Origin of the sequence: Auraticoccus monumenti (assembly GCF_900101785.1) — a bacterium.
Classification (GTDB): Bacteria; Actinomycetota; Actinomycetes; order Propionibacteriales; family Propionibacteriaceae; genus Auraticoccus; species Auraticoccus monumenti.
In genome coordinates, this window is record NZ_LT629688.1 from 4,033,689 (window position 1) to 4,053,925 (window position 20,237).

Sequence of the window (20,237 nt, forward strand, 5' to 3'; positions counted from 1 at the left end):
CCTAGCCTGGGGCCATGGACACCTGGCACGAGACCGACGGCGTCCCCTGGCTGCACCTGGGTCGCAGCGACGGAGGGCCCGCGGTGGCGGGGGTCGTGCTGGGACGAGGACGCGCCCACCAGAGCGTCGCCGGCCTCGGGTCGATCGACGCCGCCGCCGAGGTGGTCCGGCGGGAGCTGGCGCGCCCGGTGGAGACCGACCGCGGCGTCCAGCAGCTGCAGGTCGCGGTCACCCCGGGGCTGGAGGACACCCTGGTGGTGGTGGCCGGGGCGCCGGACGACCTGGCCGCCCGGCTGGCCCGGCTGGACGCCGGTCTGCGCGAGCCGGCCCGGCTCGACCTCGCCGCAGCCTCGCGGGCCCAGCCCGCCGAGGGCCTGCGGGGGTGGCCGCGCGAGCTGGAGGCCTGGTTCGGCGCCGGTCCGGCGTCCCTGTCCGCCGAGCTCAGCCCCCGCCGCAGCGGTGAGGAGGAGGTGGTCACCCAGGCCCTGCAGGCCTGGAGCCCGACCCGCGGCTGCCCCGTGGTCGCCTTCACCACCGACCCGGGCCTGGTCGGCTCGGCCTTCGCCGCCGACGGGGCCCTCCCCGCACCCGCACCGCTGCGCTGGCGGGACCGCGGACCGGAGTCGGTGGTCCCCTCCTTCGCCAACAACGTGCTCAGCGCGCGGTCCCCGGACACGCTGGCGGCCCGGGTGGCCCAGCAGGTCCTGATCCACACCGTCAACCGCGCGCTGGCGATCAGCGGCGAGGCGCAGGGGCTGGCGGTCGGCACCGTGGCCGCGGGCGGGGAGTGGCTGCTGACCCTGCAGGCGCGCACCGACGACGGCTACGACCGCGCGAGCGCCCACCGGGCGGTGGTCAGCGCCCTCGAGATCTGCCGTGAGCCTGGTGCGGACGAGCTCGCCACCCACCTGGCGACGGTGCGCGGGGAGGAGTCGACCCGAACGCTGCTGGGCATCGTCTCGATGGCCTCGCGGACCCTGCAGACCGGCCGGCAGCAGAGCACCCTGGAGCTGCTCGGCGAGCTGGACCGGCTCGAGGAGGGCGCCGTCCGCCGTGACCTGGCCACCCTGCTGGACCAGCTGCTGCTGGGTCTGCCGGCCGGGGTGCCGGCCCCGGCCGCCTTCCCCCTCCAGCCGGTCCCGGACCTGCCGGAGGGGCGCGGGCGGACCTCCACCCACCGGTCCGCGCTGCTGCTGCCCGCCACCGACGGGCGCCAGCTCCGCACCGACGTCACCCGGCGGGGGGACGTCCTGACCGTGCGCACCGGCGTGGGCCGTCACGCCGTGGACGCCTCCAGCGCGGCGGTCGACCTGTCGCGCACCGTCGCCCGGGTGGACCGGGGCGAGACCTACACGGTGCTGGTCGACGAGGAGGGCCGCCGGGCCGCCATCCCGTGGCTGGCCATCGGGGGCACCGCGGCGCTGCGCCGGGCCATGGACGAGGCCGTCCCGCCCGAGCGACGGCTCCGGCTCCCCGCCGACCCGCAGTACGACCACTTCGTCACCGACCGCCGGCGGCTGGCCCGCCGCATCCTGTGGACGGTCGGGGTGACCATGCTCCTGGTGGTGGTGTTCATCATCGTGATGGAGAACACCGTCGGGTGAGCGGGGGCTCCAGCACCCGACGGTGGACAGGGAGGACGACGATGGCCAAGGCCTCGATGTACGAAGAGATGGTCGACGTGGTCGGCCGCCGCATCGTCGGCGGCGGCATCGGGCCGCGCGAGGTGATGTCGCTGGCCGCGCTGCAGGAGGAGTTCGGCGTCTCCCGCACCGTGGCCAGGGAGGCGATGCGGGCGCTGGAGGCCCTCGGGCTGATCACCGCCCGCCGCCGGGTGGGGCTGATCGTCTCCCCCGCCGGGGACTGGGACGTGCTGGACCCGCAGGTGATCCGGTGGAACCTCGCCGGGCCCGGCCGCGACGCCCAGCTGCGTGCCCTGATGGACCTCCGCATCGCCGTCGAACCCGTGGCCACCCGGCTGGCCGCCCAGCACGCCACCCCCGCCCAGCGCGAGCACCTGCTGGACCTGGTCGGGCGTCTCAGCGCCATCGGCGAGGCCGGGCGCGGGGACTCCGAGGAGTACCTGGTCGTCGACGTCGAGTTCCACGTGACCCTGCTGCGGGCCAGCGCGAACCCGCTGCTGGTGGCCCTGGAACCCGCGGTGACCGAGGTGCTGACCGGTCGCAGCCACCTGGGCCTGACCCCGGCCCACCCCGACCCGCAGGCCCTCGCCTGCCACGTCCGGGCCGCCCGGGCGGTCGCCGGGGGCGACGCGGCGCAGGCCGAGGAGGCCTCCCGCACCATGCTCGCGCTGGTCCGCGACGAGCTGGACTGAGACGGCTCAGCCGGTGGGGCGCAGCCCGATCAGCACCTTGCCCGAGGCCCGGCTGTCCCGGGCGGTGGTGAAGGCCTCGTCGGCGTCCTGGCTCGCGAACACGTGGGTGATGACGGCCTCGACCGCGGGGTCGGCCTGCAGCAGCCGGACGGCCTCGCCGATCTCGTCGTCGAAGCGGAAGGAGCCGACCAAGCGGGCCTCCTTGGCGATCAGCGGCGCCAGCAGCACCGGCACCGCCGTGTTGGGCAGCATCCCGACCTGCGCGACGACCCCGCGCGGACGCACCGCGGCGATGGCGGTGGAGATCGAGGCGGGCACGCCGGCGCACTCGAAGACCACGTCGTAGGCGTCGCCCGGCACCTCCGCGCTGCCGAGCAGGATCGTCTCGTCCACCCCCAGCGCGGTGGCACGGGCCAGCGGCTCGGGCACCACGTCGCAGACGCTCACCCGGGACGCACCCAGCGCCCTGGCCGCGAAGGCGGTCAGCAGCCCGATCGGCCCGGCCCCGCTCACCAGCACCCGGGCACCGGCGACGCCACCGGCCCGGGTGATCCCGTGCAGGCCGACGGCGAGCGGCTCGGCCAGGGCCGCCCGGGTCAGCGGCAGGTCCGCCGGCAGCTCCCTGAGCATCTCGGTGTCCACCACGAGGTACTCGGCCAGACCGCCCTGGGTGTGCGGCTGGGTGGAGGCCGAACCGAGGTAGGAGCCACCCGGCCACAGGTGCCGCGCGTCCTCCAGACCGGGCACCGGGGTGCCGAACCTCGCCGGGTGCACGGTCACCGGGGTGCCCACCGCCAGCCGGCCGCTCGGGTCGAGGTCGACGGTGCCGGAGAGCTCGTGACCGGGCACCAGCGGCTCGGTGATCACGAAGGCCCCGTTGGCGCCGTCGTGGTGGTAGTGCAGGTCCGAGCCGCAGATGCCCACGTAGGCGACCGCGACCCGGACCTGCCCGGGACCCGGCTCGGGCACCGGGTGGTCCTCCAGCCGTAGGTCCTGCTTGCCGTGGATGGTGAGTGCGCGCACGGGTCTTCCTCTGCTGCCTGGGGGCGGGGGCCGGGGTCGGCCGGGTGGGGACGAGTCAGACGACGGAGGTGAGTCCACCGTCGACGTGGAGGTTCTGGCCGGAGACGAAGGAGGAGGCCGGGGAGGAGAGGAACACCGCGGCGCCGACCAGCTCCTCGAACCGGCCCCAGCGCCCGGCCGGCGTGCGGGCCTTCAGCCAGCCGTCGAACTCGGGGTCGCTCCACAGGTCCTTGTTCATCTCCGAGGCGAAGTAGCCCGGGGAGATGGCGTTGACCTGGATGTCGAAGCGGGCCAGGTCGGCGGCCATCCCCTTGGTCAGCATCGCCACCCCGCCCTTGGAGGCGGTGTACGGGGCGATGCTCTGCCGGGCCAGGGCCGACATCGCCGAGCCGATGTTGATCACCTTGCCGCCGGTGCCCCGCTCGGCCATGGCGGCGGTGACCGGCTGGGAGACGTAGAAGACCGAGGACAGGTTGGTGCTGATCAGCCGGTCCCACTGCCCGGTCGGGAACTCGTTGAAGGGCGCCCGGTGCTGCATGCCGGCGTTGTTGACCAGCACGTCGGGGACGCCGACCCGCTCGATCAGCGCGCCCAGCTGCTCGCGGACGGCGTCGGCGTCGGTCACGTCGAAGCAGACCGGGTGCGTGGTCACCCCGGTCCCGGTGGCGATGCGGGCGGCCGCCTCGGCGGTGGCGGTCTCGTCGCGTCCGTGCACCACGACGTCGGCGCCGGCCTGGGCCAGACCGAGGGCCAGTGCGTGACCGAGGCCGCGGGCGGAGCCGGTCACGAGGGCGAGCCGGCCGGAGAGGTCGAACAGGGGCGTCGTCATCGACCCACCTTCCTGGTGCACGGCAGGGAGCTGCCGGTTCGCGTGCCGCATCGGTGCGGCTCGTGTGGTGGCAAAGATATTACCAATGGCTCGACGGTACGGCAACGGTCCGGTCGTGCGGGGTTCGGGATCCCGCTCGGGTGACCGCTACCCCGCGCCGGAGCCGCGCTCGATCCAGGCCTGCACGACGGCCGTGTCGAGGTCGCCGAGCCCCGCGTCCGTCAGCGCGGTGAAGGTGCTCAGCAGGCCGGCGGTCAGGGGCAGTGTGGTGCCGGAACGGCCTGCCTGGTCCAGGGCCGCGCGAAGGTCCTTGATCATGTACCTCGCCGCACCCGAGGGCGAGTGGTCGTGCGCCGCGAAGCGCTCCTTCTTGACCTCGAGCAGCCGCGAACCGGCGTACCCGCCGCCGAGCACGTCGAACAGGGCCGCGACGTCCAGGCCGGACCGCTCCGCGAGGACCGCCGCCTCACCGAGCGCGGTGACCGTGGCCGCCACCACGACCTGGTTGCAGGCCTTGGCCACCTGGCCCGCACCGAGCGGGCCGAGGTGCACCGGGGCACCGGTGGCGCGCAGCACCGGGAGCACGACCTCCACGTCCTCGGGCGCCCCACCGACGAAGACGGCGAGGGTCCCGGCCTCGGCGCCGTGGACGCCGCCGGAGACCGGCGCGTCCACCACCCGCCACCCGGCAGCCCGGAGCGCCGGACGGGCCGCCAGCTCCTCGACGTCGCGGGCGGAGACCGTCGAGCAGACCACGAGCACCCTGTCCCCTCCCGACGCCCGGTCCTCCGACCCGGGCGGACCGGCGGCGAGCAGGCCGTCGGCACCGTCGAGGACGGCGTCGATCTCCGGCACGCCCGGCAGCACCAGCAGCACCACGTCGCTGACCGCGGCGAGGGCGGCCGGCGTGGCGGCCACCGCAGCACCCGCCCGGGCCAGCCCCTCGGTGCCGGCCGGTCGGCGGGCCCACACGGTGGTGGCGAAGCCGGCGGCACGGACGTGACCGGCCATCGGGGCACCCATGACGCCGAGCCCGATCACCCCGACCCGGCAGCCAGCACCCGGGAGGCCGTCGGCCCTCTCGTCCTGGCGGCTCCCTGCGTCCGTCATCCTGTCGTCCTCTCCTCAGCTCGGCGGGTCGTTACCCTCCCCGGGCGCGGCAACCGGGAACTTGCGCAACCGGGTGGCACTTTGATACCACTGATCCACCCGCATTGATATGATCATTGATCAGCGCGGGTCGCCAGGTGCCCGTCACCTGGCTGCCCGGGACGCTCCGGCGTCCCGGTCGACACCGGTGCACTCCCCACGGACGAAGAGGTCTGTCATGTCACGCAAGAGGGTCCTAGCAGGGGTGGCCGCCACCCTCACCATCACGCTCGGTCTGGCCGCCTGCGGCTCCGGCGGGGGCATCGAGGGCGGTGGCGCCGAGGGCGGCGGTGGCGGCGGCAGCGCCGAGACCGTTTTCCGGCTCGCGTTCAACCAGACCGAGGAGCACCCGCAGTACAAGGCCGCCATGCAGATGGGCGAGGACCTGTACGAGGCGACCGACGGCCGCTACGGCATCGAGGTCTACGCCAACGAGCTGCTGGGCACCCAGTCCGACGTGGTCAACAACGTCTCCGAGGGCAGCGTCGAGATGATGCTGATCGGCGGGCCGCTGATGGAGTCCTTCAACCCCGACTTCGTCGTGTTCAACCTGCCCTACATGTTCGCCTCCCAGGAGGCCCAGGCCGCGGTCTTCGCCGACACCGCGGCGACCGGTGAGCTGTTCGCCTCGATCGAGGAGTCCAAGAACATCACCGTGGTCGCGGGCCTCTTCGCCGGCGTCCGCAACGTCTACAACAACGAGCGACCCGTCAGGACGCCCGAGGACCTCGCGGGCCTCCGGCTCCGGGTGCAGCAGTCGGACTCCCAGGTGGCGATGATCGAGGCGATGGGTGGCGTCGCCTCCCCGATGGGCCAGGGCGAGGTCTACACCGCGCTCCAGTCCGGCGTGCTGGAGGGCGCGGAGAACAACGAGACGGTGTACAACTCCCTCAAGCACGACGAGGTCGCCAAGTACTACTCCTACACCGAGCACCTGATGATCCCGGACTACCTGCTGATGAACACCGACGTGCTCGCCCAGATGAGCGAGGAGGACCGGGCGGCGTTCACCGAGCTGGTCCCCGCCCTGGTCGAGGACGCCAACACCGGGTTCTTCGAGTTCATCGAGACCTCGCGGGCCGCCTCGGAGGAGAACGGCGCGGAGTTCAACGAGGACGTGGACGTCGAGGCCTTCCGCCAGCGGGTCGCCCCCCTGGTGGAGGAGTCGATCGACAACGACGTCAAGCAGGGTCTCTACGACGCGGTGCAGCAGTACAACGAGCAGTACCCCGCCGAGAGCTGACCGTCGACCCGGGCTCCGACCTCGAGAAAGGGCGAACCTGCCGTGAGAGCCGTCGACTCGTTCCACAAGGGCCTCAACGCGTCCCTGCGCTGGTTCTGCGTCATCCTCTTCGCGCTCCTGGTGCTGCTGGTGCTGACCCAGGTCGTGGTGCGGTTCCTCGACGTCTCGCTCCCCTGGACCGAGGTGAGCGCCCGGGTGGTGTTCATCTGGCAGGCGGTGATCGGGGCCGCCTACGTGATCGGTGAGAAGGAGGACGTCGCGATCGACTGGCTGGTGCGCAAGATGCCGGTCGGGGGCGTCAAGGCGGTGTCCCTGCTGGCCCACGCGATCGTGGCGCTCTTCGCCGTGTGGGTGATGATCTGGGGCGGCATGCGCAACGTCCTGGCCGGCTGGGAGGACACGGTGCAGCTGCTGCCGGTCACCCAGGGGCAGACGTTCCTGGTGATCCCGATCGCGGGCGCCCTGATCCTGGTCTACAGCGTGCTGCACGTGATCGACCTGCTGCGGGCCTCCGACGAGGCCGTCGTCGCCCGGGCCGACGACGACATCGACCTCGGTCGGCTGAACGAGGAAGGGATCTGACGTGGACGACGCGCTCCTGGTCACCCTGATCATGGTGATCGGCATGTTCGGCCTGATGGCCATCGGAGTCTCGGTCTCGGTCTCCATCGGGCTGCCGGCGGCGATCTGCCTGGTGCTGCTGCAGAGCAACGAGCAGGGCATCTACACCAGCGCCCAGAAGATCTACAACGGCATCGACTCCTTCGCCCTGCTGGCCATCCCGCTGTTCGTGCTGGCCGGCACGATCATGAACAGCGGGGGCATCGCGGGACGGCTGATCGACCTGGCCAAGGCCATGACCGGCCGGACACCGGGGGCGCTGGCCCAGACCAACCTGGTCGCCAACATGCTCTTCGGCTCCGTCTCCGGCTCCGCCCTGGCCGGTGCGGCCGCGGTCGGCTCCGCGATGGCCCCGCAGCAGCGCAAGGACGGCTACGACATGCCCTGGGCCGCCGCCGCCAACGTGGCCTCCGCACCCTCGGGCATGCTGATCCCCCCGTCCAACACCCTCATCGTCTACGCCCTGGTCTCCCAGACCTCGGTCGGCGCCCTGTTCGTGGCGGGCTACATCCCCGGCATCCTGTGGGGCCTCGCCTGCGCCGTGGTCATCTGGCTGTACGCCCGCAAGCGCCCGGCGCTGGCCGGTGCCGGCTTCCCCACGTTCCCGGTCTTCCTGACGGTGCTCGGGCGGGCCCTGCCGTCGCTGTCCATGGTGGTCATCGTCGTCGGCGGCATCGTCTTCGGCTTCTTCACCCCCACCGAGGGCGCCGCGGTCTCGGTGGTGGTGGCGACCGCGCTCTCGATGGCCTACGGCACCGTCAAGGTCAAGGACTTCTACTCGATCCTGCTGGCCTCCACGCGGACGTCCTCGGTGGTCATCTTCCTGATCGGGCTGTCCTCGATCCTCTCCTTCGCGATGACCTACGCCCGGGTGCCGCAGCTCATCGGGGAGTGGATGACGACGATCACCGACTCCAAGATCGTCTTCCTGCTCATCATGATGGTGCTGCTGCTGATCATCGGCATCCCCCTCGACGCCACCCCGGCGGTGCTGATCTTCACCCCGATCTTCCTGCCGATCGCGGTGCAGGCCTACGACATCGACCCGATCCACTTCGGCATCATCATCGTGTTCAACATGTGCATCGCGGTGATCAGCCCACCCTCGGCACCGGTGCTGTTCGTCGGGGCCAAGGTGGCCGGGGTCCAGGTCGAACGGGTGTTCAAGCCGCTGCTGTGGTTCTACGCCTCCCTCGTCGTGATGCTCATCATCATCCAGTTCGTGCCCGCGCTGTCGCTGTGGCTGCCCGGTGTCCTCGGACTCCTCTGACCCGAAGGGACCTCCTGTGCGCATCGTCGTCACCGACTGCGACCACGCCTCCGTCGACCTCGAGCGGCAGGTGGTGGCCGACGCCGGCGGTGAGCTCGTGCTCAACCAGACCACCGCCGCGGAGGACGTGGTCGCGGGCGCCGAGGGGGCCGACGCCCTGCTGGTGCAGTACGCCTCGATCACCCGCGAGGTGCTGGAGGCGCTGCCCGAGGTCCGGGTGGTCAGCCGCTACGGCGTGGGCGTGGACACCGTCGACGTCGCCGCCGCCACCGAGCTCGGGGTGGCGGTCTGCAACGTCCCGGACTACGGCACCGAGGCGGTCTCGGACCACGCGATCGCCCTGGTCGTCGCCACCATCCGTGGCCTCGGGGCGCTGGACCGGGGTGTCCGGGCCGGCCGGTACGACCTGGGGTCGTCCTCGGTGCTGCCGATCCGGCAGTTCTCCAGCCAGGTGCTCGGCGTGCTCGGGTGCGGCCGGATCGGTGCGGCGACCGCCCGGAAGGCCGCCGCCCTCGGCTTCCGGGTGCTCGTGCACGACGCGCGCCTGACCGAGGGCAGCAGCACGGCCGAGGGCTGGCCGGTGGTCGCCCTGGAGCAGCTGCTCGCCGAGTCCGACGTGGTCTCCGTGCACACCCCGCTGGTGGCCGACACCCACCACCTTCTCGACGCCGGGGCGTTCGCGGCCATGAAGCGGGGCGCCGTGCTGGTCAACACCTCCCGCGGCGGGGTGGTCGACACCGACGCCCTGGTGGAGGCGCTGTCCTCCGGGCAGCTGCACGGGGCCGGTCTGGACGTCCTCGAGGAGGAGCCGGTCGCCACCGACCACCCGCTGACCGGCCTGGACAACGTGATCCTGACCCCGCACACCGCCTTCTACAGCGAGGAGTCCTACGGCGAGCTCAAGCGGCGCACCGCCCAGAACGCGGTCGACGTGCTGCGCGGGGAGCCTCGTGACGTGCTCAACACCGAGGTGCTGGAGGCGGGCCGGCGGCCCTGACCCCCGCGGGGCTCAGCAGCCGGCCTCCTCGTCCTCGATCCCGGTGATGATGTCGAAGCGGTCCTGGTAGACCCCGCCCTTGAACTCCGCGCCGAGGAAGGCGTCGGTGATGGCCAGCGCCATCTGCGGCGCCACCACGAAGGCGCCGAAGGCGATGATCTGGGACCCGTTGTGCTCCCGGGTGTGGCGGGCGGTGAACGGCTCGGAGCAGACGGCCGCGCGGATGCCGCGGACCTTGTTGGCCGAGATCGAGATGCCGATGCCGGTGCCGCAGACCAGGACGCCGCGGTCGGCCTCCCCGTCGCGGATCAGGTGGGCGACCTGGGTGGCGTAGCGGGCGGAGTACTCTGCCTGCCCGGTGCCGTCCCAGCCGACGTCGACCACCTCGTGGCCGGCCGCGCCCAGGTGCTCGGCCACCGCGTCCTTGAGCGCGCGCCCGGAGCCGTCGGAGCCGATGGCGATCCTCATGCGTCCTCCTCCCCCGACCCCACGGTCAGCGCTCGTCGTTCCAGCGTGGGTCGTTGTCCCACTGCTCGTTGCGCTGGGCCACCTTCTCCATGGCCTGCTCGGCGTCGGCGCGGCTGGGGTAGGGCCCGAGGCGGTCAAGGCTCCTGCACCCCTCGCGCTCCTCCACGGCCTTGTGGTCCAGGCACCAGTAGTACGGGCCAGCAGCCATCTGCGTCTCCTCCTGCTCCGCGGCGATGCGGGAGGGGCCTGGTCGGGGCCCCGTCGTCACCGCCGGCCGGCGTGCGCCGGCACTATCATCTGTCCGTGCCTGCCATCGTGCCCTACCCGGTCTCGCCCGTGCGCAGCGTCCCCCGCTCCATCCCCCGCCCGGACTACGTCGGCCGTCCCGAGCCGGCGCCCTACACCGGCAGCCACGTGCAGAGCGCGGAGACCATCGAGAAGATGCGGGCGGCCGGGGCGATCGCGGCCCGGGCGATGGCGGCGGCCGCCGAGGCGATCGCCCCCGGTGTGACCACCGACGAGATCGACCGGGTCGGCCACGAGTACCTGCTGGACCACCACGCCTACCCCTCGACGCTGGGCTACCGCGGCTTCCCCAAGTCGCTGTGCACCTCGGTCAACGAGGTGATCTGCCACGGCATCCCCGACGCCCGGCCGCTGGAGGACGGGGACCTGGTCAAGATCGACCTGACCGCCTACCTGGACGGGGTGCACGGGGACAACTGCGCCACCTACTTCTGCGGCGAGGTGGACGAGGAGTCCCGGCTGCTCGCCGAGCGCACCCGGGAGGCGATGGAGCGGGCGATCAGGGCCGTCCGCCCCGGCCGCCAGGTGAACGTGATCGGCCGGGTGATCGAGTCCTACGCCCGGCGGTTCGGCTACGGCGTGGTGCGGGACTACACCGGTCACGGGGTGCACACCGCCTTCCACTCGGGGCTGGTGATCCCGCACTACGACGAGCCCCGCTACGACACCGTGATGCAGCCGGGGATGACCTTCACCATCGAGCCGATGATCACCCTCGGCACCCACGAGTGGAGCCTGTGGGACGACGGCTGGACGGTGGTGACCACCGACGGCAGCCGGGTGGCGCAGTTCGAGCAGAGCATCGTGGTCACCACCACCGGCGCCGAGGTGCTGACCACCCCCTGAGCCGGGGCGGGCCCGGTCGGGTCAGGCCCGTCGGAGCCGGTGCGCGGGCACCCACTCCACCCGCAGGGCGTCGGCGTCCTCGACCCAGGAGACCAGCGCGCACCAGCCGCTGTCGTCCTGGCGCCACTGCACCACCAGCCCGGGCCACTCCCCGCCGGCGTGCTGCACCCAGCAGTGCCGCACCCGCGGGCGTCGGAGGGAGCCGGCCGGCTCCCGGTCCTGGCCCGCGCCGACCAGGCGGCGCTCCTGCAGGGCGATGCCGGCGCCGCGTCCGTACCCCCCTCGAGCCATGGCGACAGCGTGGCAGGGCGGTGTGACAACCCGCGTGGGGCTGGTGCGGGAGCGGGCGCCCGTGGTGGTCTGGTCCCAGCAGCAGGCACCGGGTCGTGGGAGGGCACTCATGGGCATCGACGACGGCACCGGCCACCCGCCGGGGGCTCCCGCGAGGACGCCGGTGTACACCACCCGCCCGCTGGACAGCCGCACCTGGGACGTCTTCGCCGAGCTGGTGGAACGCAACGGCGGCGTCTTCGGCGGCTGCTGGTGCATGGGTCACCACCAGACCCCCGACGGCGGCTCGTACCACCACGTCCGCGGCATCGACAAGCGTGCGGCCAAGGAGGCGCTGGTCCGCAGCGGTCGGGCCCACGCCGCCCTCGTGCTCGACGAGGACGGGCTCGCCCAGGGGTGGGCCAAGTACGGGCGGACCGACGAGCTCCCCCTCTACGCCCAGCACCGCCGGGCCTACGAGAAGGAGCCGACCGAGCGTCCGGACTGGCGCATCCCCTGCTTCTACACCGACACCCGGCACCGCCGCGAGGGGATCGCCCGGGCTGCCCTCGCCGGTGCGCTCGACCTGATCCGGGACGCCGGCGGGGGCACCGTCGAGGCCGTCCCCGAGGTCACCAGCGGCCGCGTCGCCCACGGGCGGTTCCTGTTCCAGGCGTCGGTGGAGCTGTTCGAGGAGCAGGGCTTCGAGCGCGTCCGCCAGCTCGGGAAGTGGGCCTGGCTCGTCCGTCGGACGGTGCGCCCGGCACCGTGACCCGGTGGGGGGCGGCGGCGTGGTGGCCGGGCAGGACGTCCTTCGTCCCAGCCGCCTTCCCGGTCCCGCGCTGCCGGAGCGGGTACACATGGAGGTGGAGACGCGTCAGCATGGCCGTCTCCGGGGAGTTCGACGGGTTGAGCAGACAGCCGGCCGGGCTCCCCCCGGGGTCCCCGAAGGCCGCGGGGAGCCCCCGGCAGCCGCCCGAGGCCGTCCGGGACGCCTGGCCAGCGGTGCGCGGCTACGTGCCGTGCCGGGCCACGACCTCCTCCGCCAGGTCGCGCAGCTTGATGTTGCGGTGCTGCGACTCCTGGACGAGGAGCGCGAACGCACGGTCTGCGTCGGTGTTCAGCTTCGCCATCAGCAGCCCGACCGCCTGACCGTTGATGCGCTGGGACAGCATGCCCTGGCGGAAGTGCTCCATGTCCGCGCTGGCCTGCATCCAGGCGCGGTGGAGCTCTTGTGCGCGAGCGTAGAGGTCGCTGTCGGCGTCGTGCAGCGTCAGCTCCATGGCTTGCTGCTGCTCGGCGCGGGAGAGCATCCAGGCGGTCACCTCGGTGACCCGGTGGAGCAGCAGCGTCACCTCGCCGTCGTCGTCCAGCACGGGCACGTTGACCGGGCTCCACCACCGCTCGGTCCAGGTGCCGCTCTCGGGATCGTGGAGGGCGTACTTCTGCACGGGCATCGTGTCCGTCTGCTTGGTGGCGAGCACCCGCAGCAGGGAGGCGTGCAGGTTGCTCACCCCGGTCGCGGTCTCGTCGTCGGGGGGGTCGGGGAACATCTCGAAGAGGCCACGGCCCACCACGTCCTCACGTCGCAGCTGCGTCACCTCCTCGCGGGCCCGGTTCATGCCCACGATCACCAGGTCGGGGCTGAGCACGAGGTAGGGCGTCGGTGTGGCGTCGAAGACCGCTTCGTAGTCCAGCATCAAGTTGCTCCTCCTGCCGTTCGTCGAGCTGCTGTCCCCGAGCACCAGCAAGGCCTCGTGAGCGGCGCCACCCATCATCGCGCAGAGGAGCACCGGACGAGGAGCACACCGTCACCGTCGACCCGGCGGAGGACCCGGACGCCGAGGACGCCGTCCACCGCGCCACCATCCAGCCCCTGGCTCCGCTGCTGCCCACTTCGTCTGCGTGACACGGCCCTGACGACGCCGGACGCCCGTGGAGCACACGGATGGGTGGACGAGCCGACCTGTAAGCCGGATTCTGTGACCCCGGAGGGCCGGTGACCATCCATCTGCGACCGCTGTCACCAGCGGCCTGGTGCGGCCTACCCGGGAGCTCGGGCGAGCAGCCCTCGGACGCTCCCGCGACCGTGCACGCACGGTCTTCTTGGCCTTGCTCCAGGTGGGGTTTACCGAGCCACCCCAGTCACCTGGGGTGCTGGTGGTCTCTTACACCACCGTTTCACCCTCACCCCTCCTCGCGGAGGGGCGGTCTGTTCTCTGTGGCACTGTCCCGCGGGTCGCCCCGGGTGGGTGTTACCCACCACCTTGCTCTTCGGAGTCCGGACTTTCCTCGACACCGGCAGGCCTGGGCCCGTCGGTGCCGCGGTCACCCGGTCGGCTCGTCCGGGCTCATCGTAGCGTCGCCGCCGCCCGGTCCCGCCACCGGAGCCGGACGCCGGGACGCAGGATGGTCAGGCGAACCGGGGCGCCAGCTGCTCCACCAGGCCCGAGGCCAGCAGGAAGCGGAGGAAGCGGCCGACCAGGGCGGTGACCACGAACAGCGGCAGCGACACCCGCAGCCGCCCGGCCACGACGGAGATGATCATGAACGGCGGCAGCCCGGCGGAGGCGGAGGTGAGCAGCACCAGCACGGTCCAGCGCGGGTGCCGGGTGACCCACACCGCCCAGCGGTCCAGCCGGGTGCTGATCGAGGGACGGGCCAGCTTGCGCTGCAGCCACGGCCACCGGGTCGAGGTGCGTCCCACCTCGTACCACAGCAGCTTGCCGCCGACCTGGCCGACCGCCGCCGTCACCGCCACGACGAGCGGCGACAGCTCCCCCGAGGCGGACACCACCACCACGTAGGTCTCGATGTTGAACACCGGCAGGAAGGCCGAGACGAAGGCGACGCCGAGCAGGCTGAGGACCACCCACACGGCTGCTCCTCTCCTCCCGGCCCCGGGGACCCTCCTCGGTGACGTCGACGTCCACGACCCCCGCTCAGGGTCCCAGCACGATCCTGCTCCCCCGCACGTCGACCAGGACCCCGTCGGGACCCGGGGACACCTCGGTGAGCCCCAGTCCGAAGGGCAGGGTGTCCAGCGGGACGGTGAACCCCAGCCGCTCACCCAGCAGCAGCCGGCTCACCTCGTCCAGCCCCTGCCCGCCCTGGATCGCGACGGGGCTGACCCGCAGCCCGCCCTCGGCGGCGGACAGGCGCACGACCGCGCTGACGTCGACCTGCTGGGTGAGCAGGTCCACCTCACCGGCCAGCCGCAGCTCGCCGTCCTCGAGCGGGGTCAGGGTCAGCGGCCTCCCGGTGCGCTCCAGGTAGCTGTTCACGTCGGCGTAGGTGAGCGTGACCTGTCCCTCGGCACGGCCGATGCCGATCCGCCGGACGTCCTGGAGCAGCACGTCGCGGAAGGGCACCCGGACGTCGACGAGGTGGGACTGGACGCGCTCGAGCCGCAGCGGGCCGTTGGTGACGCCACGGGCGGTCACGTCCACCGAGCTGTAGGCCCCCCGGATCACCTGGGGCAGGAAGAAGGCGCCGTGGACCTCCACCTCGGGGCTCTCAGCGACCCCGGTCGCGTCCTGGACGTTGCGGGCGATCAGGCTCTCCGCCCCGGCCCGCGCGAGCGCGTCGGCGCCCCACAGCAGACCGACCAGCCCCAGCACCACCGCGACCACCTCGACGACCGTGCGGTAGGGCACCCGGGACGAGCGCCCCCCTCCTCGGCCGGGGGTGACGGTGGTGCCGGTGGTGCCGGTGGGGTCAGTCACGTCGCGGCTCCTGGGTGCTGGGCTCGGTGGTCGGTCCCGGCTCCGTGCCGGTGCCGGCCGGGGCGGCGCTCGCCACGGTGATGCGGTGGCCCGGCCACCCGGCCGCACGTCCCAGCAGGGTGAGGACGGCCGGGGTCAGGACGGGGCGGAGCACGAACGTGTCCAGCAGCAGCCCGACCGCCATCGCGAAGGCGATCTGGCGGAAGGTGGACAGCGGGATGATGGCCACCAGGGCGAAGGTCGCGGCCAGGATGGCCCCGGCCGTGGTGATGGCGTGGGAGGAGCGTGGCACGGCGACGGTGAGGGCCTCGCGCAGGGGTCGCCGGCGGGCCTCGGCCCAGATGCCGCCGACGGAGAACACGTTGTAGTCCGAGCCGAGGGCGATCAGCAGCACGGTGACGGCGAACGGGGCGTAGAAGGTCAGCCCCTGCTCCCCCAGCAGGCCCTGGAAGAGCAGGGTGGTCAGCCCCAGCGCGGCCGCCACGCTCAGCACGGTGCTGGCCAGCAGGACGACCGGGGCCACCACGGCGCGGAGGTAGAGGGCCAGCAGCAGCAGCTCGATCAGCAGCGCGACGACCACCGTCAGCTCCAGGCTCGTCCGGGTGAGCTCGGCCACCTCCGCCGCGATCAGCGTCTGACCGGTCATCGCCGCGGCCGCCCCGCCGAGTCCGGCCTCCTCGACGAGAACCGGCAGCCGCTCCTGCATGGCACGTGCGTCGTCGATGGCCTGGGCGGCCAGCGGGTCGCTGCCGAAGACGACCAGGTAGCGGGCGGCGTCACCGCTGGCGGCGAGGACCACTCCCCGTCCCCCCTCCAGCGGCGAGTCCGCCGGCCCCAGCACCCGCACCACCCCGGGCTGGCTGGCGAGCAGGTCCTGGAGCCGGGCGAGCTCGGGACGCTGGGCGATGACGTCGGACTGCTCGATCAGCACCTCGGTGGGAGCCGACAACCCGCGGAGCCCGGACTGCTGGAGGAGGGCAGCCCCCTCGGCGACGCTGTCACGGTCGGGCAGCCCGGCGGTGAAGGAGAGGTCGAGGCGGGCCTGCGAGGCCGGCAGGCTCGCCAGCGCGAGCAGCCCGACCACCAGGACGGTCGCCGCCACCGCGGGCCGCCGGCGGGTCAGCACGGTGACCAGCCGGGTCAGCCGCCCGTGGCGTCGGGCGGCGTGCTCGGCCGGGACCAGGGAGGGGGCCCGTCGCGACGTCCGCACCGGCAGCACGGTGAACAGGCGCCAGCCGAGGACGGTCATCAGGGCCGGGGTGAGGGTCAGGCTGACCGCCAGGCCCACCAGCACGGTCAGGGCCAGCGCCGGACCGAGGGCGCGGAAGATCTCGAACGGCGCCGCCAGCAGGGCGATCGTGCCACCGGCCACCGTGAGCCCGGCCATGGCGACGACCGGACCGTCGCGCCGCAGGGACCGTCGGGCCGCCGTCACGTTCGACTCACCGGCGTCCAGCTCGTCGCGGAAGGAGGCGAAGAACAGCACGCAGTAGTCCGTCACCACCCCCAGCAGCAGGGCCACCAGGACCGGTTTCAGCTCAGCGGGCACGCTGGTGCCCAACGCCGTGGCCACCGACCCCAGCAGCGAGAAGTAGACGAGGTAGCCGACCCCGGCGACCCCCAGGACCACCAGCGGGGCCAGCAGCGACCGGAAGGCCAGCGCCACCACCAGCAGGATCAGCAGCACGCTCGCGCCCTCGAACAGGGGCAGCCGGGCCTGCAGGTAGTCGTTCTGCGCCACCTGGGCCGGCACGAAGCCGGTCACGTAGGACCCCACCCCGGCCTGGTTGTTGAAGTGGGCGGCGTACTGCTGGGCCAGCAGCGTGGAGTGGGTGAGGCCGGTGCCCTCGGTGAAGAACAGGTAGGTGACGGTGGTGTCAGCACGCCCGGTCGGGACCGGGATGGCGGCCTGGATCTGCCCGGGCCCCGGCGGGACCGGAGACTCGAGCACCTCCTGGGTGGTGCTCAGCGCCCAGAGCAGGGAGTCCGCCCGGGTGAGCACGCTGAGACCTCCCGGCTGGTGCACCACCACCGTGGTGCCGGACAGCACCGGGACCCGGAACTGCTCCAGCACCCGCTCCTCGACCTCCAGCACGGCGCTGCCGGGGGGCAGCAGGTTCCCGAAACCGCCTCCCGGGGCCGACGGGGGCGAGGGCACCAGCGTGGTCGCAGCGGCGGCGAGCACCCACAGCAGCAGCACCACCCAGCGCCCGCTGGTCACCGTGGCCCGGTACAGCCGGGCCGCGCCGGCCACCGCCGCGGTGGCCGCCGACCCGACGCGGGGAGCTGGCACCTCGTCCCCTCTCAGCCGGCGACGGCCCGCCTGACCGTCGGACCTAGTATGTCCCTGAGGTCGTACGGCCCGCGCTGCAGGAGGCACTGATGACAAGTCCAGCCACCCCGCCGGAGCCGGACGGCCGGCCCCCGGACCAGGCCCCCCACCGGTCGCGCTGGTGGCTGGGGGTGCTGCTGTTCGTCGCCGGCCTGGTGGCCGGCGTCCTCACCGTCGGTCTGCTCACCAGCACCACACCCGACTTCGGCACCGCAGGTGGCGGACCCGACGCCGCGCCGACCGAGCCGGCACCCGTACCGTCCGAGGGCGTCCCGGTGGTGGCCCGGGCCGAGGTCAACGCCGCCTGCCTGCGGGTGATCAACGAGGCCCAGGACGTCTACAGCATCCTGCAGAACCTGGACCAGGCGGTCGACGACGTGAACCTGCAGCAGCTCGACGACATGGTGCGCCAGCTCCAGCCGATCCAGCCGCGGCTGGCCCGCGACCTTCAGGACTGCCGGGTGGACGCGGGCGCCGTGGTCGACCCGTCCGCGAGCGGCACCCCCGCCGCACCCCCGGGCACCGCCTCCCCCACGCCCCAGGCCTCCCCCACCGGCTGAGCGGGTCGGTCAGCCCACGACGAAGGAGACGCGGCCCTGCGCGGGGTCGGCCGTCTCCAGCCGTGCGACGACCTCCGCACCCAGCTCCAACGGGCTCCCGGTGACGCTCGCCTCCACGGCGGGGTCCCGGATCACCAGGCGCCCCCGGGGCGGACGGTCGCCGTCGCCGCGCTCGTCGAGGTCGACCACCACCCCCTCGAAGTCCTGCCCCACCCTCGGGGCCAGCACCAGGGCCTCGGCCATGTCGACCACCCGGCGCTCGTAGGCGCTGGCCCGTCGACCCGAGTCGGTCATCTCCTGGGGCAGGGCCTCCAGGGCCTCCCGCACCCACGCCGGCACCTCCCGGTCCCCGCACAGGGCCAGGCAGGTCTCCAGCACGTAGCGGTCCACCAGCCGGCGGAGCGGGGCGGTGGTGTGGGCGTAGGATCCGGCGATGGCGGCGTGCTCGACCACCGGCGGCAGCCCGCCGTCGAAGGCCGCGTAACCGGCACCGCGGAAGAGCGTGGTGCAGGCCCGCAGCATCGCCGCGTGCGGACCGTGGTCGGGGTCGAGGCTGCGGACGAACTCCGGGTAGGCCAGCGCCTCGGGCCACTCGATCCGCAGCGCCCGGGCGGTCTGGCGGAGCCGGCGCAGCGAGTGCTCGTCGGCCGGCGGCAGGGTCCGGAGCACCCCCACCCGGCCCCGGAGCATCAGCTGGGCGGCGGCGGCGCCGGTCAGCAGGGAGATCTGGGCGTTCCAGCCCTCCACCGGCAGCGGGGAGCGGTAGGCCAGCCGCCACCCGCCGTCGTCGTCGACGTGCACCTCCTGCTCGGGGATCGGCAGGCTGATGCCGCCGCGGTCCCGCTCCTGCTGCTCGCGGAGCAGACCGACCTCGCGCAGACCGGTCAGGCTGTCCGAGGCGGTGCCCTCGTCCAGCCGACGCTGGGCCTCGGCGTAGTCCAGCTGCTCCCGGCTGCGGACCAGCGCGCGACGGCAGCCGGTGGCGGTCAGGGCGCCGGCGGCGTCCACGTCCAGCTGCCAGACGACCGCGGGTGCGACCTGGTCGGCCAGCAGGCTCGCCGCCCCCTCGCTGAGCACGGGCGGGTGCAGCGCGATCCGCCGGTGCGGGGCGTAGAGCGTCTGGCCCCGGCGGTGCGCCTCCCGGTCCACCGGGCTGCCCGGCCGGACGAAGGCGGCCACGTCGGCGATGGCGTAGTGCACCCGGAAACCCGTGCCGGTGCGCTCGACGAACAGCGCCTGGTCGAGGTCGCGCGACCCGGGCGGGTCGATGGTGACCAGCTCCAGGTCGGTGAGGTCGGTCCCGGGCAGCGACGGGTCGGCGGCCGACCGCTCGGCGTCGGCGAGCACCTCGGCGGGGAACTCGGCGGTGATCTGGAGCTCGGCCTCCAGCGCGGTCAGCCCCTCGACCAGGGCGGGTGGGACCGTCGGCGTCAGCCGGACCGGGCGGATGGGCACGCGCCGGCCCTAGAGCCCGGACCGGGCGGTCCGGACGAGGATCCGGCCGCACTCCTCGCAGCGCAGCACCTCGTCCGGGGCGGCGGCGGTGAAACGACCCAGGTCCGAGGCGTTGACCTCGATCTGGCAGCCGCGGCAGCGGCGCTGCTCGAGCGCGGCGGCCCCGCTGCCCATGCTGGCCCGGAGCTTGTCGTACAGGGTCAGCAGGTCGGCCGGGATCTCCGCGGCCACCGCCCTCCGCTCGCGGGTGAGCTCGCGGCCCTCGACGTCGACGTCGGCGACCTTGAGGTCGCGGGAGCGGACGTGGCCGGCCAGCTTCTCGGCGATCTCGTCGGCCTGGCGCCCGAGCACCTCCCGCAGCGCGGTGGCCGCCTCGAGCTCCTCCATCACCTCCAGCTCGGCGTCCTCCAGCGTGGTGATCCGGGTGCCGAGGTGCTCGACCTCCTCGATCATGGCGCGCAGCGCCTTGGGGTCGGCGATGGCGCCGGAGTCGATCCGGTGCTGGTTGCGGACCCGGCGCTCGCGGACCGGCTCCAGGTCGGCCTCGGCGCGACGCTGGGCGGTCTGCAGGTCCGAGACGCGGGTCCCGGCGGCCACGATGTCGTCGGCCAGGGCCTCCTGCTCGCGCTCGAGCCGGGCGATGTCGGCGAGCTCGGGCAGGCTGCGCTTGCGGTGCATCAGCTGGGCGATGTGGGTGTCCAGCGCCTGCAGGTCGAGCAGACGGAGCTGGTCGTGCGGTGCGGCCTTGATGGTGCCTCCTCCGAACCCGGCGGGACGTCTTCTGCCCCGCGCCGGTCGCGTCACTGTA

Annotated in this window: 21 protein-coding genes and 1 other RNA gene; 9 read left to right on the forward strand and 13 right to left on the reverse strand. The window is 73.3% G+C overall.

Annotation, left to right across the window (positions count from 1 at the left end; all coding sequences use genetic code 11):
* Positions 1–14 precede the first annotated feature (14 nt).
* Both BLT52_RS18685 and BLT52_RS18690 read left to right on the forward strand, forming a co-directional pair.
* On the forward strand, positions 15–1,604 hold the full coding sequence (locus BLT52_RS18685) for a hypothetical protein (protein ID WP_090595622.1): 1,590 nt from the start codon (positions 15–17) through the stop codon (positions 1,602–1,604).
* Between the two features lie 41 nt (positions 1,605–1,645).
* The gene (locus tag BLT52_RS18690) at positions 1,646–2,335 is read left to right on the forward strand and encodes a FadR/GntR family transcriptional regulator (protein WP_090595624.1); all 690 of its coding nucleotides are present in this window, start codon (positions 1,646–1,648) and stop codon (positions 2,333–2,335) included.
* A 6-nt stretch (positions 2,336–2,341) separates the two neighbouring features.
* Here BLT52_RS18690 and BLT52_RS18695 read toward each other — a convergent pair whose 3' ends face one another.
* The 3 genes from BLT52_RS18695 to BLT52_RS18705 form a co-directional block, all read right to left on the reverse strand.
* Positions 2,342–3,358, reverse strand: a complete 1,017-nt coding sequence (locus BLT52_RS18695) for an L-idonate 5-dehydrogenase (protein WP_090595625.1) — start codon at positions 3,356–3,358, stop codon at positions 2,342–2,344.
* Between the two features lie 55 nt (positions 3,359–3,413).
* Positions 3,414–4,187 carry an SDR family oxidoreductase gene (locus BLT52_RS18700; protein WP_090595627.1) on the reverse strand — a complete coding sequence of 258 codons (774 nt, stop codon included), beginning with the start codon at positions 4,185–4,187 and terminating at the stop codon, positions 3,414–3,416.
* 147 nt (positions 4,188–4,334) lie between these two features.
* Positions 4,335–5,297, reverse strand: coding sequence for an NAD(P)-dependent oxidoreductase (locus tag BLT52_RS18705; RefSeq protein ID WP_090595628.1), 963 nt, complete (start codon positions 5,295–5,297; stop codon positions 4,335–4,337).
* Between the two features lie 217 nt (positions 5,298–5,514).
* Here BLT52_RS18705 and BLT52_RS18710 point away from each other — a divergent pair, with 217 nt between their 5' ends.
* The 4 genes from BLT52_RS18710 to BLT52_RS18725 are packed head-to-tail and all read left to right on the forward strand — an operon-like array spanning position 5,515 to position 9,467.
* The gene (locus tag BLT52_RS18710; RefSeq protein WP_090595630.1) at positions 5,515–6,579 is read left to right on the forward strand and encodes a TRAP transporter substrate-binding protein; all 1,065 of its coding nucleotides are present in this window, start codon (positions 5,515–5,517) and stop codon (positions 6,577–6,579) included.
* Positions 6,580–6,621: 42 nt separating this feature from the next.
* Positions 6,622–7,161, forward strand: coding sequence for a TRAP transporter small permease (locus BLT52_RS18715; protein WP_090595631.1), 540 nt, complete (start codon positions 6,622–6,624; stop codon positions 7,159–7,161).
* Position 7,162: 1 nt separating this feature from the next.
* On the forward strand, positions 7,163–8,470 hold the full coding sequence (locus BLT52_RS18720; protein ID WP_090595633.1) for a TRAP transporter large permease: 1,308 nt from the start codon (positions 7,163–7,165) through the stop codon (positions 8,468–8,470).
* Positions 8,471–8,486: 16 nt separating this feature from the next.
* The gene (locus BLT52_RS18725) at positions 8,487–9,467 is read left to right on the forward strand and encodes a C-terminal binding protein (RefSeq protein ID WP_090595634.1); all 981 of its coding nucleotides are present in this window, start codon (positions 8,487–8,489) and stop codon (positions 9,465–9,467) included.
* Positions 9,468–9,479: 12 nt separating this feature from the next.
* On the opposite strand, the gene rpiB is transcribed toward BLT52_RS18725, so the two are convergent.
* Positions 9,480–9,935, reverse strand: coding sequence for a ribose 5-phosphate isomerase B (rpiB, locus tag BLT52_RS18730; RefSeq protein ID WP_090595636.1), 456 nt, complete (start codon positions 9,933–9,935; stop codon positions 9,480–9,482).
* 25 nt (positions 9,936–9,960) lie between these two features.
* Entirely contained in the window at positions 9,961–10,143 is a 183-nt protein-coding gene (locus BLT52_RS18735; RefSeq protein ID WP_090597103.1) for a hypothetical protein, read from the reverse strand.
* 95 nt (positions 10,144–10,238) lie between these two features.
* Between BLT52_RS18735 and map the strand changes: the two genes are divergently transcribed.
* The gene (map, locus tag BLT52_RS18740; protein ID WP_090595637.1) at positions 10,239–11,087 is read left to right on the forward strand and encodes a type I methionyl aminopeptidase; all 849 of its coding nucleotides are present in this window, start codon (positions 10,239–10,241) and stop codon (positions 11,085–11,087) included.
* 21 nt (positions 11,088–11,108) lie between these two features.
* Here the strand turns inward: map and BLT52_RS18745 are convergent, their stop codons facing one another.
* Positions 11,109–11,378, reverse strand: coding sequence for a hypothetical protein (locus BLT52_RS18745; RefSeq protein ID WP_090595639.1), 270 nt, complete (start codon positions 11,376–11,378; stop codon positions 11,109–11,111).
* A 109-nt stretch (positions 11,379–11,487) separates the two neighbouring features.
* Here BLT52_RS18745 and BLT52_RS18750 point away from each other — a divergent pair, with 109 nt between their 5' ends.
* Positions 11,488–12,129 carry a GNAT family N-acetyltransferase gene (locus BLT52_RS18750; protein WP_197679107.1) on the forward strand — a complete coding sequence of 214 codons (642 nt, stop codon included), beginning with the start codon at positions 11,488–11,490 and terminating at the stop codon, positions 12,127–12,129.
* 241 nt (positions 12,130–12,370) lie between these two features.
* Here BLT52_RS18750 and BLT52_RS18755 read toward each other — a convergent pair whose 3' ends face one another.
* The 5 genes from BLT52_RS18755 to BLT52_RS18775 form a co-directional block, all read right to left on the reverse strand.
* A complete protein-coding gene (locus BLT52_RS18755; protein ID WP_172804078.1) occupies positions 12,371–13,057 on the reverse strand; it encodes an ANTAR domain-containing protein in 687 nt (228 codons plus the stop codon).
* A gap of 253 nt (positions 13,058–13,310) precedes the next feature.
* An RNA gene (rnpB, locus tag BLT52_RS18760) (RNase P RNA component class A) lies at positions 13,311–13,701 on the reverse strand.
* A 69-nt stretch (positions 13,702–13,770) separates the two neighbouring features.
* On the reverse strand, positions 13,771–14,235 hold the full coding sequence (locus BLT52_RS18765; RefSeq protein WP_090595643.1) for a YqaA family protein: 465 nt from the start codon (positions 14,233–14,235) through the stop codon (positions 13,771–13,773).
* A 64-nt stretch (positions 14,236–14,299) separates the two neighbouring features.
* Positions 14,300–15,082 carry an LmeA family phospholipid-binding protein gene (locus tag BLT52_RS18770; RefSeq protein ID WP_157677214.1) on the reverse strand — a complete coding sequence of 261 codons (783 nt, stop codon included), beginning with the start codon at positions 15,080–15,082 and terminating at the stop codon, positions 14,300–14,302.
* On the reverse strand, positions 15,075–17,375 hold the full coding sequence (locus BLT52_RS18775) for an MMPL family transporter (protein WP_172804079.1): 2,301 nt from the start codon (positions 17,373–17,375) through the stop codon (positions 15,075–15,077). The genes BLT52_RS18770 and BLT52_RS18775 overlap by 8 nt, the downstream gene beginning before the upstream one ends.
* 89 nt (positions 17,376–17,464) lie before the next feature.
* On the opposite strand from BLT52_RS18775, the gene BLT52_RS18780 reads away from it, so the two are divergent.
* Positions 17,465–17,974, forward strand: coding sequence for a hypothetical protein (locus tag BLT52_RS18780; protein ID WP_157677216.1), 510 nt, complete (start codon positions 17,465–17,467; stop codon positions 17,972–17,974).
* Between the two features lie 9 nt (positions 17,975–17,983).
* Here BLT52_RS18780 and BLT52_RS18785 read toward each other — a convergent pair whose 3' ends face one another.
* Complete coding sequence (locus BLT52_RS18785) at positions 17,984–19,429, reverse strand: RNB domain-containing ribonuclease (protein ID WP_090595651.1); 1,446 nt, start codon at positions 19,427–19,429, stop codon at positions 17,984–17,986.
* A 9-nt stretch (positions 19,430–19,438) separates the two neighbouring features.
* Complete coding sequence (locus tag BLT52_RS18790) at positions 19,439–20,233, reverse strand: zinc ribbon domain-containing protein (protein WP_231946396.1); 795 nt, start codon at positions 20,231–20,233, stop codon at positions 19,439–19,441.
* Positions 20,234–20,237: the final 4 nt, after the last annotated feature.

Bases quoted from the DNA above. Each gene is read 5' to 3' on its own strand.
- BLT52_RS18685 (WP_090595622.1), top strand. From the start codon at position 15: ATGGACACCTGGCACGAGACCGACGGCGTCCCCTGGCTGCACCTGGGT.
- BLT52_RS18690 (WP_090595624.1), top strand. From the start codon at position 1,646: ATGGCCAAGGCCTCGATGTACGAAGAGATGGTCGACGTGGTCGGCCGC.
- BLT52_RS18700 (WP_090595627.1), bottom strand. From the start codon at position 4,187: ATGACGACGCCCCTGTTCGACCTCTCCGGCCGGCTCGCCCTCGTGACC.
- BLT52_RS18705 (WP_090595628.1), bottom strand. From the start codon at position 5,297: ATGACGGACGCAGGGAGCCGCCAGGACGAGAGGGCCGACGGCCTCCCG.
- BLT52_RS18710 (WP_090595630.1), top strand. From the start codon at position 5,515: ATGTCACGCAAGAGGGTCCTAGCAGGGGTGGCCGCCACCCTCACCATC.
- rpiB (WP_090595636.1), bottom strand. From the start codon at position 9,935: ATGAGGATCGCCATCGGCTCCGACGGCTCCGGGCGCGCGCTCAAGGAC.
- BLT52_RS18735 (WP_090597103.1), bottom strand. From the start codon at position 10,143: ATGGCTGCTGGCCCGTACTACTGGTGCCTGGACCACAAGGCCGTGGAG.
- BLT52_RS18745 (WP_090595639.1), bottom strand. From the start codon at position 11,378: ATGGCTCGAGGGGGGTACGGACGCGGCGCCGGCATCGCCCTGCAGGAG.
- BLT52_RS18750 (WP_197679107.1), top strand. From the start codon at position 11,488: ATGGGCATCGACGACGGCACCGGCCACCCGCCGGGGGCTCCCGCGAGG.
- BLT52_RS18755 (WP_172804078.1), bottom strand. From the start codon at position 13,057: ATGCTGGACTACGAAGCGGTCTTCGACGCCACACCGACGCCCTACCTC.
- BLT52_RS18780 (WP_157677216.1), top strand. From the start codon at position 17,465: ATGACAAGTCCAGCCACCCCGCCGGAGCCGGACGGCCGGCCCCCGGAC.